Origin of the sequence: Vibrio sp. HI00D65 (assembly GCF_001635455.1) — a bacterium.
GTDB lineage: Bacteria > Pseudomonadota > Gammaproteobacteria > Enterobacterales > Vibrionaceae > Vibrio.
In genome coordinates this window covers 80,768-96,102 of record NZ_LWEH01000013.1, presented here as the reverse complement: position 1 = coordinate 96,102, position 15,335 = coordinate 80,768, and the positions used below count along the sequence as shown (strand labels likewise).

General features: G+C 45.7%; 13 protein-coding genes. 4 read left to right on the top strand and 9 right to left on the bottom strand.

From position 1 onward, the window contains the following. Positions 1 to 97: 97 nt before the first annotated feature. Genes lolE through lolC form a run of 3 tightly spaced genes read right to left on the bottom strand, consistent with a single transcriptional unit; the run spans position 98 to position 3,236 of the window. The gene (gene lolE, locus A3712_RS03585) at positions 98 to 1,342 is read right to left on the bottom strand and encodes a lipoprotein-releasing ABC transporter permease subunit LolE (RefSeq protein WP_063522320.1); all 1,245 of its coding nucleotides are present in this window, start codon (positions 1,340 to 1,342) and stop codon (positions 98 to 100) included. Then, on the bottom strand, positions 1,343 to 2,035 hold the full coding sequence (lolD, locus tag A3712_RS03580; RefSeq protein WP_063522319.1) for a lipoprotein-releasing ABC transporter ATP-binding protein LolD: 693 nt from the start codon (positions 2,033 to 2,035) through the stop codon (positions 1,343 to 1,345). After that, on the bottom strand, positions 2,028 to 3,236 hold the full coding sequence (gene lolC / locus A3712_RS03575; protein WP_063522318.1) for a lipoprotein-releasing ABC transporter permease subunit LolC: 1,209 nt from the start codon (positions 3,234 to 3,236) through the stop codon (positions 2,028 to 2,030). Before lolC ends, lolD begins: the two co-directional genes overlap by 8 nt. Before the next feature lie 227 nt (positions 3,237 to 3,463). On the opposite strand from lolC, the gene A3712_RS03570 reads away from it, so the two are divergent. The 4 genes from A3712_RS03570 (at position 3,464) to A3712_RS03555 (ending at position 9,027) form a co-directional block, all read left to right on the top strand. Then, positions 3,464 to 4,033 carry a hypothetical protein gene (locus tag A3712_RS03570; protein ID WP_063522317.1) on the top strand — a complete coding sequence of 190 codons (570 nt, stop codon included), beginning with the start codon at positions 3,464 to 3,466 and terminating at the stop codon, positions 4,031 to 4,033. A 6-nt stretch (positions 4,034 to 4,039) separates the two neighbouring features. Continuing rightward, positions 4,040 to 7,501 carry a transcription-repair coupling factor gene (gene mfd / locus A3712_RS03565; RefSeq protein ID WP_063522316.1) on the top strand — a complete coding sequence of 1,154 codons (3,462 nt, stop codon included), beginning with the start codon at positions 4,040 to 4,042 and terminating at the stop codon, positions 7,499 to 7,501. A gap of 63 nt (positions 7,502 to 7,564) precedes the next feature. Further along, a complete protein-coding gene (locus tag A3712_RS03560) occupies positions 7,565 to 8,329 on the top strand; it encodes a peptidoglycan binding protein CsiV (protein WP_063522315.1) in 765 nt (254 codons plus the stop codon). A 152-nt stretch (positions 8,330 to 8,481) separates the two neighbouring features. After that, complete coding sequence (locus A3712_RS03555) at positions 8,482 to 9,027, top strand: GNAT family N-acetyltransferase (RefSeq protein WP_063522314.1); 546 nt, start codon at positions 8,482 to 8,484, stop codon at positions 9,025 to 9,027. Between the two features lie 119 nt (positions 9,028 to 9,146). Here A3712_RS03555 and A3712_RS03550 read toward each other — a convergent pair whose 3' ends face one another. The 6 genes from A3712_RS03550 to A3712_RS03525 all read right to left on the bottom strand — a co-directional run bounded on the left by A3712_RS03550 (position 9,147) and on the right by A3712_RS03525 (position 15,068). Next, positions 9,147 to 10,436 carry an NAD(P)/FAD-dependent oxidoreductase gene (locus A3712_RS03550; protein ID WP_063522313.1) on the bottom strand — a complete coding sequence of 430 codons (1,290 nt, stop codon included), beginning with the start codon at positions 10,434 to 10,436 and terminating at the stop codon, positions 9,147 to 9,149. Positions 10,437 to 10,921: 485 nt separating this feature from the next. Then, on the bottom strand, positions 10,922 to 11,461 hold the full coding sequence (gene ycfP, locus A3712_RS03545) for an alpha/beta hydrolase YcfP (protein ID WP_063522312.1): 540 nt from the start codon (positions 11,459 to 11,461) through the stop codon (positions 10,922 to 10,924). 108 nt (positions 11,462 to 11,569) lie between these two features. After that, the gene (locus tag A3712_RS03540; RefSeq protein WP_063522311.1) at positions 11,570 to 12,424 is read right to left on the bottom strand and encodes a phosphotransferase; all 855 of its coding nucleotides are present in this window, start codon (positions 12,422 to 12,424) and stop codon (positions 11,570 to 11,572) included. Positions 12,425 to 12,577: 153 nt separating this feature from the next. After that, the gene (gene lpoB / locus A3712_RS03535) at positions 12,578 to 13,168 is read right to left on the bottom strand and encodes a penicillin-binding protein activator LpoB (RefSeq protein WP_004741952.1); all 591 of its coding nucleotides are present in this window, start codon (positions 13,166 to 13,168) and stop codon (positions 12,578 to 12,580) included. A gap of 125 nt (positions 13,169 to 13,293) precedes the next feature. Beyond that, a complete protein-coding gene (locus A3712_RS03530) occupies positions 13,294 to 13,677 on the bottom strand; it encodes a YcfL family protein (RefSeq protein ID WP_063522310.1) in 384 nt (127 codons plus the stop codon). Continuing rightward, positions 13,677 to 15,068: a COG3014 family protein gene (locus tag A3712_RS03525; protein ID WP_063522309.1), complete on the bottom strand. Its 1,392-nt coding sequence runs from the start codon at positions 15,066 to 15,068 to the stop codon at positions 13,677 to 13,679. The genes A3712_RS03530 and A3712_RS03525 overlap by 1 nt, the downstream gene beginning before the upstream one ends. Between the last annotated feature and the right edge of the window lie 267 nt (positions 15,069 to 15,335).

Below are 15,335 nucleotides of genomic sequence, written 5' to 3'. Positions count from 1 at the left end.
ATAGGCATGTAATGAAAGTCTTAGATAATACAGTTTGAATTCAATAAAAAAGGATCCCACAGGGATCCTTTTTGTATCTATCAAAACAGTAGATTTGTTATTTGGAGCTCAACACAGAAGCTGGATTTAAGTTCGCTGCTCGAGATGCAGGGTACCATGTCGCCAGCAAACTTAAAGCGATTGCAGTACCCGATACCACAATGACATCCATCATATTCAGCTGTGATGGCAAGAAGTCGACAAAGTAGATATCTCCCGACAGAAATTGATGATCGATCAGCTTCTCAAGCCCTCTAATAAGAGTGGTCAGATTGAGTGCAACCAAAACACCTATCGCACTGCCAACTAAGCTACCTAATACGCCAGAGAACACGCCCTGCCAAACAAAGATACGCTTAACTAAGCCATCGGAAGCACCCATGGTTCTTAGGATTGCGATCTCCGAAGCTCTGTCTTTTACCGCCATCATCAATGTCGAGACAATATTGAAGCACGCAACACCAATTACCAGCACCATGACTAAATACATAATGGTGCGAACCAGTTGAATATCTCGATATAAGAAGCCGAATTTCTGTTGCCAACTACGCAGGTAAACATACACATCAAGTTGGTTTCCGACCTCTCGGACAATCTCGTTCGCGTTCAGTACATCGGTGACTTTCAAAGAGACACCTGTCACTGCCTCACCCAAGTTCGCGTAAACTTGAGCATCACCAATCGGAATGAGCGCTAAGCTATGATCGATTTGTCCATTAAGCGTCAGCAAGCCGGCAACTTTTACTCGTACCCGCTTGGGCGCCTGAACCCTAACAGAGCCGTTGACTGTGGGGATCATCAAGGTCAAATAATCACCCACTTGAGCGCCAAGCACATTGGCCACACCAGAGCCTAAGATGATCTGTTGCTGTCCTGCTTTGAAATCGCTCCACACTTGCTTATCAATGAAGCTTGATAGACTCGATACCTGCTGCTCAAGCTGTGGGTCAACACCACGCACTTCAATCGCTTTAAGTTCTTTGCCCTTTTCAGCCAGCGCTGTTATTTTCACATAAGGTGCAGCTGCAACGACTTTGTCATTTTTTTCGGACTGCTCTACCACATGCTCCCAGCGAGTTACAGGTTCATTGACCCCTTCAAACTCACCATGTGGAATCACAGACAGCACGCGCGATTCTAGCTCACGCTCAAAACCATTCATGGCTGATAGACCGATAATGATCACCGCCACACCAACCGCAATACCAATCGTCGAAGACAAGGAGATGAAAGACACCATCTTGTCTCGCTGTTTAGCACGGCTGAAGCGGCCGCCTACCAATAGAGATAAAGAAGAAAACACTTAGCTCTCCTCTTTTTCTACGTTAACCAACAAACCATCTTGCATGTGCAGTTGGCGGTCCATTTTAGCTGCGAGTTCGCCATCATGGGTCACGACTAAAAAGGCAGTATCGTACTCTTGGTTTAACTCTCGCATTAAGTCATAAATAGAAAGCGCAGTATTGTGGTCAAGGTTACCCGTCGGCTCATCCGCTAGTACAAGAGCTGGCTTGTTGACTAATGCACGGGCAATCGCCACACGCTGCCTTTCGCCACCAGAAAGCTCTGAAGGTCGGTGATCAACTCGATGACTTAGCCCCACTTTATCAAGTAGCAACTGTGCTTCTTGTTTCGCTTTCGCAGGCTTTTCACCGCCTATTAGCAATGGCATAGCAACGTTTTCTAGTGCAGAAAAGTCGGATAGCAAGTGATGGAACTGATACACAAAACCAAGGTGTCGGTTGCGAAGCTTAGCCTGCTTGTTCGAGCTCAGAGACGCTAGGTCTTGACCAAGAAAGCTCACACTGCCCGCAGAAGCATCATCAAGCGCCCCTAGGATATGTAGTAGCGTACTTTTACCCGACCCAGAGGTGCCAATAATCGAGACCAGTTCCCCTTTTTCAATTTCAAAGCTAACACCTTTGAGGACTTCGGTATCCAACGAGCCTTCACGGTACGTTTTACGGATATCATTACATTGAAGAAAATTACTCATAACGAAGGGCCTCAGCAGGTTTCACAGAAGATGCACGGTAAGAAGGGAAAATAGTAGCAATCAAGCTAAGTGCAATAGCGAGTACCACCACAACGGCGATTTGAATTGGGTTAATCAAAATAGGTAACTGACCACCAAACGAAAATAGAACAACTCCCATCGCTTCTAAAATCGGGTTAAGGTTCATTGCCAGAACAACGCCTAGTGCGCCACCCGATAGTGCGCCAATGACGCCGCTACTCGCACCCTGAACCATAAAGATGCCCATCACTTGACCATCGGTCATGCCTTGGGTTTTAAGTATCGCGACCTCAGATTGCTTCTCCATCACCACCATAATCAGCGCAGAGATAATATTGAATGCAGCAACACCAATGATCAGCCCAAGCATTAGGCCCATCATGTTTTTCTCCATACGAACCGCTTGGAACAGTTCACCGCGTTGGTCACGCCAATCACTCCACAACCATCCATCGGGTAAGGGTTGGCTCGATAGTTCCGCGACTTCAAATGGGTCTTCAAAAAACAGGCGCCAACCTGAAATGGTGTCTGACTTATAACGCATCAAACGCCCAGCATCTTGGATATCCGTCACCATAAGTTGAGCATCAATATCCGAGCCCGTATTAAAGATACCGGCTACCGTGAAATTACGTTGGCTAGGAATACGGCCAAGAGGTGTGTACTGGCTTGCGCTGGTCACCATTAGACGAACCTTGTCGCCCATCGATACTTTTAGGTTTCTCGCCAACGTGTGGCCAAGGAACAGCTGATATTGCCCAGCTTTTAGTGAAGACAGTCTACCCGCGATTAAGTGGTCTTGAAGTGGGTCATCCGAATTGGGTTGGATGCCAATCAAAAGGCCCGCTGACAGCTGAGCAGGGCTCTGAATCACCGCCTCACTGCGAACAATAGGTTCAACGTGACCATTGAGCGAAATCTGCTTAGCAAAACTAGGGGCCTGTTCAGAGATTAGCGTCTTACCACCTTGCTCATAAACCACTGCCTGAGGTAAAACGCCGAGAATTCGGTCTTTTAATTGCGCTTCGAATCCATTCATTACCGACAAAACAGTAATCAAAGACAGCACACCAATGGTGATACCCGCTGTCGACATATAAGAAACAAAACGGCTAAAGCGATCACCTGAACGGCCTTTCAAATAACGCAGGCCAACAAACATTGAAATAGGATGAAACATACTTTGAACCATCAAAAAGGGATGCGGGTTAATGTAACGGGTATTGCTGTTACTGTGTAGGGGTTAATTGAAAATATAGAGTGAATTAACTCAATTAGTTAGGCCTGAAAAACAGAACCCTGTCAAAACACCAAATTTCAAACAACTATTTGATAGTTTCAATTAACTGACCTTGATTACTGCCGCCACATAGTGATAATCAATAGGTCACTTCAAGGAACTAACGCATGACAGAACAAGAGTTTTTCACTGTTCACCACAGTCTTACCGCCAATATAGAACCGATGGAAAGTAACTTCACTTTACCCTCTCAAATTCAGTTCGAATCCGAGATCCCTGCCCCTTTTGTTGTGGCGAGTGAATTTAGCCAGTTGGACCTATTAGCCGACAGTGCTCGCGCAGAACTGAAAAACAGCGACTTGAAGAATGTCACCAGTTTATTGGATGCACAGAACTCTAAATTAAACCTGCTGCTGAGCTTTATGTTATCGCAGCAAGATGATGAGAAGTTTCGAACTCACACCTACTCCTTCGGTGCGAGCCAATTTTCCTGTTTTTCTAACACAGACATCGAACCAGGTCGCTTAGTAAAAGCTAAGCTGTTTTTGGAACACCCTGCCGCAGCAATTTACTGCTACGCGGAAGTGTTTGCAAGCCAACCTAAAGATTCAGGTTTCGAAATCAACTTCAAATACGTTCATCTTCGTGATACGGACCAAGACCTGCTGATCAAAGCGGCACTTCATCAACAACAGAAACTTTTGCGTCAACGCTCTCTAGACCGAGATAACAAGTAAATTAACATGACCAAACAATCTATTTTTACCCTACCAACCCTCAAAGGAGCCGGTGACAAAAAGCACATTGGTAACCTTGTGGGTTCATCTCTCGCTCTTGCTATTGCTAAACTCGCAGAGCAACACAACAGTCATACCGTACTTGCTGTGCCAGATCCACAAATCGCACTCAAGCTGCAATCTGAAATTGAACAGTTTACAGCGAGCGAAGTTGCACTATTCCCAGACTGGGAAACTTTGCCTTACGACAGCTTCTCACCACACCAAGAGATCATTTCAGATCGTATCGCGCGCCTTTATGCCTTGCCGACCTTAAAAGACGGCATCACGATCGTGCCGATCAGCACGCTACTCCAGCGCCAATCACCACGTGACTTCTTACTACAGTACACTCTAATGGTGAAAACTGGTGATCTTTACTCACTAGAGAAACTGCGCCTGCAGCTTGAAAAATCTGGCTATCGTCACGTTGACCAAGTATTTGGCCCGGGAGAATACGCAAGCCGTGGTTCTATTCTTGACCTGTTCCCGATGGGCAGTAAAGACCCTTATCGTATCGATTTCTTTGATGACGAGATCGACACAATCCGAACCTTCGATCCAGAGAACCAACGTTCTATCGAGGACATCTCTGAAATTCGACTCTTACCAGCTCACGAGTTCCCAACTTCTGAAACTGCGATAGAAGATTTCCGCATTCGTTGGCGTCAACAATTCGATGCACGTCGAGAACCAGAATCGGTTTACATGCAGGTATCTAAAGGCACATGGCCTGCTGGTATTGAGTACTGGCAGCCTCTCTTTTTCGATCACACTGAAACACTATTTGACTATGTCGCTGACGAAGCACAGATTTTAATTTTAGGTGACGTCGAGACCGCCGTTGACTCTTTCCTTACAGATGTCGCTCATCGATATGATCAGCGTGGGGTCGATCCATTACGTCCTCTACTAGCGCCAGAACAGCTTTGGCTGAAAAAAGATGAACTGTTCGCACACTTCAAGCAAAAGCCACAGGTCAACCTGAGCTTAGAGTCTATTGAAGAGAAAGCTGGACGCATCAACCTTCCGGTTACGTCACTGCCTGATCTCAGCGTTCAACACCAAAACAAAGAGCCTTTGGCTAACCTAAGAAAATTCACTGAAGCCTTCGATGGCAAGGTTGTTTTTTCGGTTGAATCAGAGGGTCGCCGTGAGGCACTAAGCGAACTACTGCGCGGTATAAAAGTACGACCAAACGAAGTAGAAAACCTCGATGCAGCCGTCAAGGCCAAGGACAAGTTCAGCCTGATCATAGGTTCAGCTGAACACGGCTTTGTTCACGAAGAGAAAAACATCGCACTTATCTGTGAAAGTGACTTGCTTGGCGACCGCGTTGTTCAACGCCGTAAAAAAGATAAGAAAAGCGTTAATAGCGATACGGTTATCCGCCATCTTGCGGAGCTAAAACCAGGTCAACCTGTTGTGCACATTGACCACGGTATTGGTCGTTACATAGGCCTGCAGACCCTCGAAGCCGGCGGCATGAAAACCGAATACGTTACGCTTGAGTACCAAAACGATGCCAAGTTATACGTGCCAGTTGCTTCTTTGAACCTTATTGGGCGTTACTCCGGTGGTGCCGAAGAATCAGCACCACTGCACAAGCTAGGTGGTGAGGCTTGGCAAAAAGCGCGTAAGCGTGCCGCTGAAAAAGTGCGTGACGTTGCCGCAGAGCTGCTGGATGTCTACGCCAAGCGCGAACTTAAACCTGGCTACAAATTTGTTTTGGATCGCGGGCAATACGCAACCTTCAAAGCTGGCTTCCCGTTTGAAGAAACCGATGACCAAGCAATGGCAATCAATGCTGTTATGTCTGACATGTGCCAAGCAAAAGCCATGGACCGCTTAGTGTGTGGTGATGTTGGTTTTGGTAAAACCGAAGTGGCGATGCGCGCCGCTTTCGTGTGTACCGATAACAGTAAACAAGTAGCGGTTCTGGTTCCAACTACCCTACTTGCTCAACAACACTTCGAAAACTTCCGAGACCGTTTCGCGAATTTGCCGATCCGTGTTGAAGTACTTTCTCGATTCAAATCAGCTAAAGAGCAAAAAGCGATCATGCAAGATGTCGCAGACGGCAAGGTTGATATCCTAGTCGGTACTCACAAACTGCTCTCTAGTGATATCCAGTTCAAAGACCTTGGCCTACTGATCGTCGATGAAGAACACCGCTTTGGTGTCCGTCAAAAAGAGAAAGTAAAAGCGATGCGTGCCGATGTCGACATCCTAACGCTGACTGCGACCCCAATCCCAAGAACACTTAACATGGCGATGAGTGGGATGCGTGACCTATCGATCATTGCTACCCCGCCAGCGCGACGCTTAGCTATCAAAACTTTTGTTCGTCAAAGTGATGATGCAGTAGTGAGAGAAGCAGTACTCCGTGAAATCATGCGTGGTGGTCAGGTTTACTTCCTCCACAATCAAGTCGATACCATTGAGAAAACCGCAGAGTCATTACAAAAGCTGATTCCAGAAGCGCGTGTAACGGTCGCTCACGGGCAAATGCGAGAGCGCGAACTAGAACGCATCATGAATGACTTCTATCACCAGCGCTTTAACCTGCTGGTGTGCACAACCATCATTGAGACCGGTATCGATGTTCCGACAGCCAATACCATCTTGATGGACCGAGCCGACAACCTTGGTTTAGCACAGCTTCACCAATTGCGTGGTCGCGTAGGTCGTTCTCACCACCAAGCTTATGCGTACCTGCTAACACCGCATCCGAAAGCGATGACCAAAGATGCAATTAAACGATTAGACGCGATTGCCTCTCTGGAAGATTTGGGCGCAGGCTTCACTCTCGCAACACACGATTTAGAGATTCGTGGTGCCGGTGAGCTGTTGGGTGATGAACAGAGTGGTCAAATCCAATCTGTCGGCTTCACGCTGTATATGGAGATGCTTGAGCAAGCGGTTGAGGCCTTGAAAGAAGGTCGAGAGCCATCACTTGACGATCTGTTACGTGAGCAAACTGAGATTGAGATGCGCATCCCAGCGCTATTGCCAGATGACTACATTCCAGACATCAACACACGCTTATCAACATACAAACGTATTGCGAGCGTGAGTGATACGGATGAACTTGCGGAGCTGAAAGTCGAGCTTATCGACCGCTTTGGTATTCTTCCTGACGCAACCAAGAACTTATTATCGGTTTCCGAGCTTAAGTTAGCGGCGGCCTCTATCAAAGCGAAGAAAATTGAAGCGCACGATAAAGGCGGATTTATCGAATTCTACCCGGATGCTGACATAAACCCAAACTACCTTGTTAAACTGTTGCAATCTCAACCGCAAAAGTTTTCAATGGAAGGGCCAACTAAGTTCAAGTTTACAATACCATTGGTCGACAGACGCAAGCGAATTCAATTTGTTAGTGATTTATTGGGCGAATTCAGACAGAACTTACTGCCTTCAGCGTAAAGCCTAATCCACTTACACATATAATTTATCCAGCCGGTAGTGCGGCTGGAAAACGGAGTAAAAATGAAAAGACTGATCCCACTGCTACTATTGTTCGTCTCACTGCCAAGTTTGGCACAGAGACAATTTGATATAGAAGTGATCATTTTTAAGCGCGCAGTTGATGCCGAGAAGGTAAATGAGTCTTGGCCTAATACCCAACCAAAGATTTCACTTGAGCGCGTTGGTTCATTTCAGGACACCCAGTACCGAGCAAGTAAAGGGGTAAAGATGCTCCCTTACTCGGAGTACAAACTGACACCTCAGAAAGATAAGCTAAAGCAGCATGCTGGCTTTGAAGTATTGATGCATACGGCTTGGCGTCAAGGCGATCAAGGGAAGAGCTCAGCACCTGTATTTCACATTCAAGCAGGTAAAGACTTCTCGAAACAGTTCAATGCTGACGGTTCAGAAAAAGGCGCAGTAACGGCATCTGCAGATGGCTTCCAAGAAGAGACTATCGACAAGCCGCTTTACGAACTAGACGGCAAGCTACAAATCTATGTTCAGCACTACCTATACGCTGAAACCACTCTGGATTTGAAAGCACCAAGCGTTCGTGAAGTGAAGCTGCAAGAACAGCAAATCGAACTCGACTCTCCAGTAAACGGTGCTGAGAGCAATGTTCAAGTAGGTAACCTAACGGAAATCTCTCCAACGGTTGAAGTGGAAGAGTTCCTCAAGAGCTACCGTATGGAGCAAAAACGTCGCATGCGCAGTACTGAGACTCACTATCTTGACCACCCGCTCCTTGGCATGGTGATTCAAGTTCGTCGCGTTGCTGAGTAAACAGCCCAAGTGATATAGCGACGAAGCTAGTTGGTTTGTTAGCACCCGAACTATACTCCTACTAATCATTCAAAACGCCCTCCATTGTGAGGGTGTTTTATTAAGTGCTGGCTACTCTCAGCAGGTACTTACAAATTTAATTGGTACGCCCTATGAGCCCCGACTTCCAGATCAATACTCAAAACCTTAACCTAAGAATTATTGAGCCTTCTGACGCTCACGAGTTTTCTCAACTGATCAAGTCTTCCCCTAGCTTACTGCCTTGGGTCGACTGGTGTCATGATCGGTTCTCTATCGCGGAAGCTGAAAAGTTCATTCTCGCCACTCGCTTAAACTGGGTGAAAGCCGATGCGTTTGGCTTTGGCATTTTCGAAAGAAAAAGCGACAAGCTGGTTGGCATGGTGGCAATCAATGAGCTTTACCACACCTTTAATATGGCGAGTTTAGGGTATTGGGTTGGCGACCAATTTCAAAGAAAAGGCATTGCAAAGGAAGCGATGCTAGCTCTGTTTGAGTTTTGCTTTGCTCAGCTCAAGCTAACACGTTTAGAGATAGTCTGTGACACCGAAAACCTACCAAGCCAAAGGCTCATAGAAAAGTGCGGCGCAGGGCGAGAGACCATTGCCAGGAATCGCTTTATCTTCAACGGTAAACCAAAAGATGGGGTCGTTTACTCGGTATTGCCGCCGGTGGCTTAGCAATCACCAACAAGGCTACCACTTAACTGATACGATCAAAAAAGAGCTCCGAAGAGCTCTTTTTTACTATTAGCGTTAAGCGTTTTGAAAGCTTAACTCTTCCTCGAAAAGCTAACTAATTAGTGAAGCTTTAGATTTGGACGTAGAGCACGGTTAATACGACTAACCAACATCATTAGAGATGTCTTAATGATTCCGTGAAGCGCCATCTGGTGCATTCGATACAAAGAGATGTAAACCATACGAGCAATCCGACCTTCAACCATCATCGAACCTTTGGTCAGGTTACCCATCAAGCTACCTACTGTAGAGAAACGGCTTAACGATACTAGTGAGCCTTTATCTTTGTAGATGTAGTCTTTCAGGTCACGACCGTTCAACTTAGCAATGATATTGCTGAATGCGCAACTTGCCATTTGGTGAGCCGCTTGAGCACGAGGTGGCACAAATGAACCATCCGCTTGTGTACATTGCGCCAAGTCACCGATCGCAAAGATGTTGTCATCAAGCGTCGTTTGCAGCGTGTTTTTCACAACCAGTTGATTGATACGATTAGTTTCAAGACCACCAATATCTTTCATGAAATCTGGCGCTTTGATACCTGCTGCCCAAACCATAATTTGAGCAGGAATTTTGTCGCCATCTTTAGTCGTTAAACCATCAGCGTCTGCTTGCGTCACCATAGTATTGGTACGAACGTTCACGCCAAGCTTAGTCAGCTCAGAGTGTGCAGCGCTTGAAATACGAGGTGGAAGAGCAGGAAGAATACGCTCGCCCGCTTCTACTAGGTTTACGTTCAACTTGCTTGAGTCTAGGTCGCCGAAACCGTAGGTACGAAGCTCTTTCACAGCGTTGTGAAGCTCAGCCGACAGCTCTACACCAGTGGCACCCGCACCAACAATGGCGATGTCTACCGTGCCTTGACCGTTCTTAGCATGCAGCTTTAAGAACTGGTTGTTCATTTCAGTACGGAAACGGTGAGCTTGCTCTGGGCTATCAAGGAAAATACAGTTATCACGAACGCCAGGAGTATTGAAATCGTTAGACGTTGAACCTAATGCCATAACAAGAATATCGTATTCAAGCTCGCGGCTTGGCATCAGCAGTTCACCGTGCTCATCTCTCAGCTCGCTGAGTGCAATCAGTTTACGCTCACGATCGATATCGTTCAGGCTGCCCATTTGAAAATCGAAGTAATGGTTTTTTGCGTGCGCGCGGTAACTTAACGCATCAACACCTTCATCTAGAGAGCCAGTTGCTACCTCATGAAGTAATGGCTTCCATAGGTGGCTTGCTTTACGGTCTACCAGTGTAATCTGGGCACGTTTCTTACGACCTAAAGTGCGGCCAAGCTTAGTTGCTAGTTCTAAACCACCAGCACCGCCGCCTACTACGATAATTTTTGTCACAATGACAATCCTCTACAAAATGAATAAATAGGGTTCGGCTCGATTACTCCAACCGATAAATTCTATGTATCTACCCGGCCTTTACATACGGCTGTGACATATTGGATAACCGCGAAAAAGAATAACGACAGCTCACCGAGTAGTTAGAGGGATTACAAGCAACAAACATCCGCTTGTCGACTTGCTCACGTGGATAAAAAAGGTGACGACCATAGAGGCAGTACACAAATGATGGGCAAGTTTTATCACTCGCTCTCAATTTTTTTGATATTTATCAAAATATTTTGCTTTCGAACATTATATATAGCAAACCGATGACCGCAACTAAAATCCTTACCCTCAATGAGGATTCACCGCTAAATAGTTAACGTTTGCGCAAACTTATCAACATAGCAGCTACGACAGCATCATCAATAGTAACGTTTCATTCAAAATAAAAAAAGCGGCACTCATTGAGTGCCGCTTTTTATAAAATACTAGAAGTCTTAAGCGTCTTTGAAAGCTTTTATTGCTTGAAGATGTTGAGAGATCTTTTTGAATTTATGGCTCTCTTTCTCATCCCAAATAACATCGTAGTAATCTTCGAGTGCAGCAGCGGTTTTGCTATTGTCGTGAATTTCATCTTCTCGAGAAAGCACCACTAGGCAGCGACCTTTGTTTTTCATGCGGTACTGTTCCACACACTTAGTCGCAATATCTTCGTACTCTTCAGGACGGTCAATACGGCCTACCATGTTGTTCTCAGGTTGAAGATTTGGATTGAAAATAACCTGTTTGATACCACACAAGAAGCCAATACGCTCAGACCAAAAACCACCTAAACCAACACCACAGATAATTGGATGTGGGTCGTCTGATTGCTCTATCACTTTGTGCACCTCTTTCAGTAGGTGCTGCATGTCGTGCTTTGGATGCAAAGTACTGTAGTTGATAAAACGAACGTCATCATCAATGAATTGCAACTGCAGTATTTTTTCGTGATTGCCTGGGCTTGTTGAGTCGAAGCCGTGAAGATAGATAATCATTGTACCTCCCCCATTGAATATTGGTACGTTTTGATCAATCTAACATGAAAAACAAGGTTTTAAAGGGAAGACCATCGAAATTATATTTTTCACTTCCTAAACGTGATCCTAGCTACAAAAAGTGTGACTCAGAGCCTCAGCTTCACGTAGGTAACTTTCATCTCCCCACAGTTGGTGAGCGAGCAAATACCACAACATCGCCATCATTCGACTTCGTGGTAACCACGCTTTTACACCATCTAGCCAAAGCTGAACATCGTGAATACCGCGCAGCTGACAATACTTTTCAACCGTTTCTTGCACCCGGGCATCTGCAACTGAAATGGTTAAAGTTAAATCTAATCTAGGGTCAGCAATTGCCGCGTATTCCCAATCAATGATTTTAATCCCGTCACTGTTCTTCACCAGGTTATAACCGCCGAGATCAAAGTGGCATAAGGAGAGCTCAACACTCGGGATACTTGGCGTTGTGCGCCACTCTTTATAAATGGTGCTGTAGGCTTCGGTCTTATGAACGGCATCAAGCTGAAGCCAGTAGTGGTCAACTCTCGCTGTAAAACTAAACGGCTTAATTGGTAATCGTGCGGTGTTAACCAGATGCACAGAGATAAGCGTTTTCAGAAGGTCATCAATATCTAACCCTTCATATAGCGTATCCCCAGCAACCCATTCAACCAGTAAGCCCTGCTCATTCACCACTATCGGGCTTGGTCCAATACCGAGACGCTCTATGGCAGACAACACTTGGTACTCTTCATGGCGGGAAATAAAGAAGGCGTTGGTAATTGGTGTGATCGGACGCCACACATATTCAGCGCCATTAACAGAAACCAGCTTCCAACATCGGTTAGTCAGACCACCGGTGAGTGTCTGAGCCTTCACTGGCGGCTGCGAAAAATAGCCATCAAGCGAACTCAAACTGGTATCAAGAAGCTTAGCCTCAGACCAAGAGAAAATTGCCATTACTCATTCCCTATAAACGTCTTCGTTTCCCTACAAAAAAGACACTGACCAGAGCCAGTGTCTTCAAATATCGGCACATCATGTACTGAATTGGCGTGTAACCAACTCATCCACTTTCAAAAGTAAGTGTTCAAAGTTGGCAGTTAAGCGAAATTAAAGACCTAGTAGGCTCTTAGATTGCTGCTTACGGATTTCCGTCTCGTCAGCCCACTCGATCAAGCCAGACTCAAGGTCCATCAGACGCATGGTCATTTTGTAGTACACGTCTTCGTCGCTGCCCGCTTTCTTAACGATGCTTGATAGGTTGCCGTACAGCATGTACTGAGCACCAACCATCTTACCGAACTGAATCGCAGAACTTTGGTTCACTAGCTCATCGTTGTTTTGGAAGTTTAGTTGGTCACGAACAGACTCTACACGGTCCATGTCAACGAAACGGAACTTACCAGAGTTCAGCATTTTAGTACTGATTGTGTCAGTGATTGACTCAGTATCAATGTGCTCACTTGTTTTGTTCTTGATTCGCTCTACGAACACGATTGGACGCTGATCACGAGTAATGTAAGACACTGAACCAGAAGCCATCATGCTATCAACCATCTCACCAGCAATAGTTTGAAGGTCAGTTGAACCGAAATCGATTGTCGTGGTTTCTACTGCTTGTGCATCACCGTAGCTTACCTTGTTCGAACAACCGCCTAAAATAACCGCTAAGCCTAATAGTGCAATAACACTCTTTTTCATGATGTTTCCTCAACTTATCATTGAGTGGGGTTACCCACACTCTTAAATTTTTATCTGTGCGAATCAATTCGCTTTCTTAAGTGCTAGTCGACATTAACTCGCACCGTCTGTAACTAAATCTGTTCTTACTGCTCTCGGAACTGTACTCGGAATTGAGTTGCTTTCGGGTTTACCGATACTTCCGACAACGAAATGCTTTCAAAGCCACGCACAATCGCTTGCTTCCAAGGCCCTTGTTTCAAGTTGACTTCAAGCCCAGCATCGTCATACCAATAGAAACGATAAAGGATATGTTGGTCGCCTTTATAGTTACTGTTTAAGCGGACAATACCTCGAGTGTGGCCATCAATCTGATCGGTACGAATATCTTCAACTTGTAAACGGCTGCCCAATACATTGTCGCCAAAGAATACGTTCTGAGTCAGACTATCAACCCTTACGCCAGCTGTATTATCAGCACAACCAGCCAGAGCTATAACCGCTGCTAAGCTCACTAACCACTTTTTCATTACAGCCTCCCTAGCTGTTTATGCCACATTGTTGCGTTGTTTCCTTGTCGAGAAATCCATACCAAAGTGGTCTGCCCTTCTCGAATATCAAAATCGTAGGTTTTAGCGCCCGCTTCCAAGGTATATTGACCGCTGTTTGCTACAAACGTACTGCTCTTAATCTCAGCTGGTAATGATTGCCAACTGCGGGTGTCTGGTTGCTCTGTCAGCGTGTTCCACACATTGAACAAAATATTGCCAACATCATCCCCCTTGGTTGCCTCTTTACGAATGCGGTCTTTTGCGACCACCCGCAGTGCTTGGCGAATAACAATGCTCGTCATACGCTCAGATAGATCGTTCTGAGCCATGGCGTTTACGTTGGTGATCGAATGCTCTTGCAGCGGTTGCCCACTGATTCGTAATGGAGAAAAACGCTCTACGTTCTGACTTGGGTAATATGGCAGCGCAAGAGAGTATATTGCTCCCTGATCGCGACTGTCATAAACAGGTAAATCTAATCGCCAACTGTCCATTGCTTGAACAGCACTCTGCTCTTGAAGAACAATCACGCGCCCTTGGCCGCTACTTAACTTAGATGACTGCTTGTAACGCTTCTCAAGTGTCGCTAAATCCTGTCGCATACCCAAGCGTGACGCCGTTGCCATGGTTCTGTCGATAATCTCTTGATTATCAGGCATCACTGCCAATGCACGTCGATAATCAACATAAGCACTGTTTAGGTCGTTTGAAGCTTCATAAAGCAGACCCGATAAAAACATCAGATAAGCATTTTGTACTGACTGCAGCTTTTTACCCGCATCTGGGTAATTCGCAAGAATACTGCCAACATTGGCAGATACCCCCTGCTTCTTCGCATCGCTGGCTGCTCTTTCTAGCTCAGCCTCACGCTGCTTCTTTGCTTGCTCTTGAACTTGGTTGGCGCGACGCATTTCAATCACCGCACCTTCTAAATCGTTTTTCTTTAGATAATTCAAACCGAGGTAGAGATGAAGAAAGCCTAACTCGTAATCGGGCGGCACATACTCGGTAATGTTGTCATTCACAGCCAATGCACCCACACTGGTTGCACTGTCTGAGATTGAGATGACGGCTTTTCTCTGTTGCTCGGTAACAGCCTGATCCGCCGCTTCAAACGAAGACTTACTCTCTGGGTATTTTTGATCCAACAGATTGATTCTGCCTCTCTCAAAATTATCGAGAATATCGCCAGCTGTGTAATCTGGTAACTCTTGTTGAGCCTCTGAATAATCTCCAGATTTAACGGCTTGGTAGATACTTTTATTTTGTGCGCTGTAATGACTGAACAGGTTACCTGCAGACATACTCGCGCATCCCGCGGTCAGCGCCGATAGTAGGGCAATGGAAGCGAATCTAAACTGTTGCTTCACTTATCGTCTCCGTGCATGTTTAAAATGCCAACTTTGTTAGGGTCTGCTGACCTTTCGTGGTTGAATTTTGTTCGAGATAGAATCATTTTAGACGCGGCAAGGAGTATGTAGCCTAGTCATTCTAAATTAATACTTCTTAACAAAGCATAAAACGATTCTAGCCGAACCCTTCGGGCAGTCTTTGTGGCTCATTTCTACTGCGTTATCAGCTTCTCATGTAGACTGGCTACACTTTAAAGCCTCTGCCTTGTAGAAATTTCCCGAAAA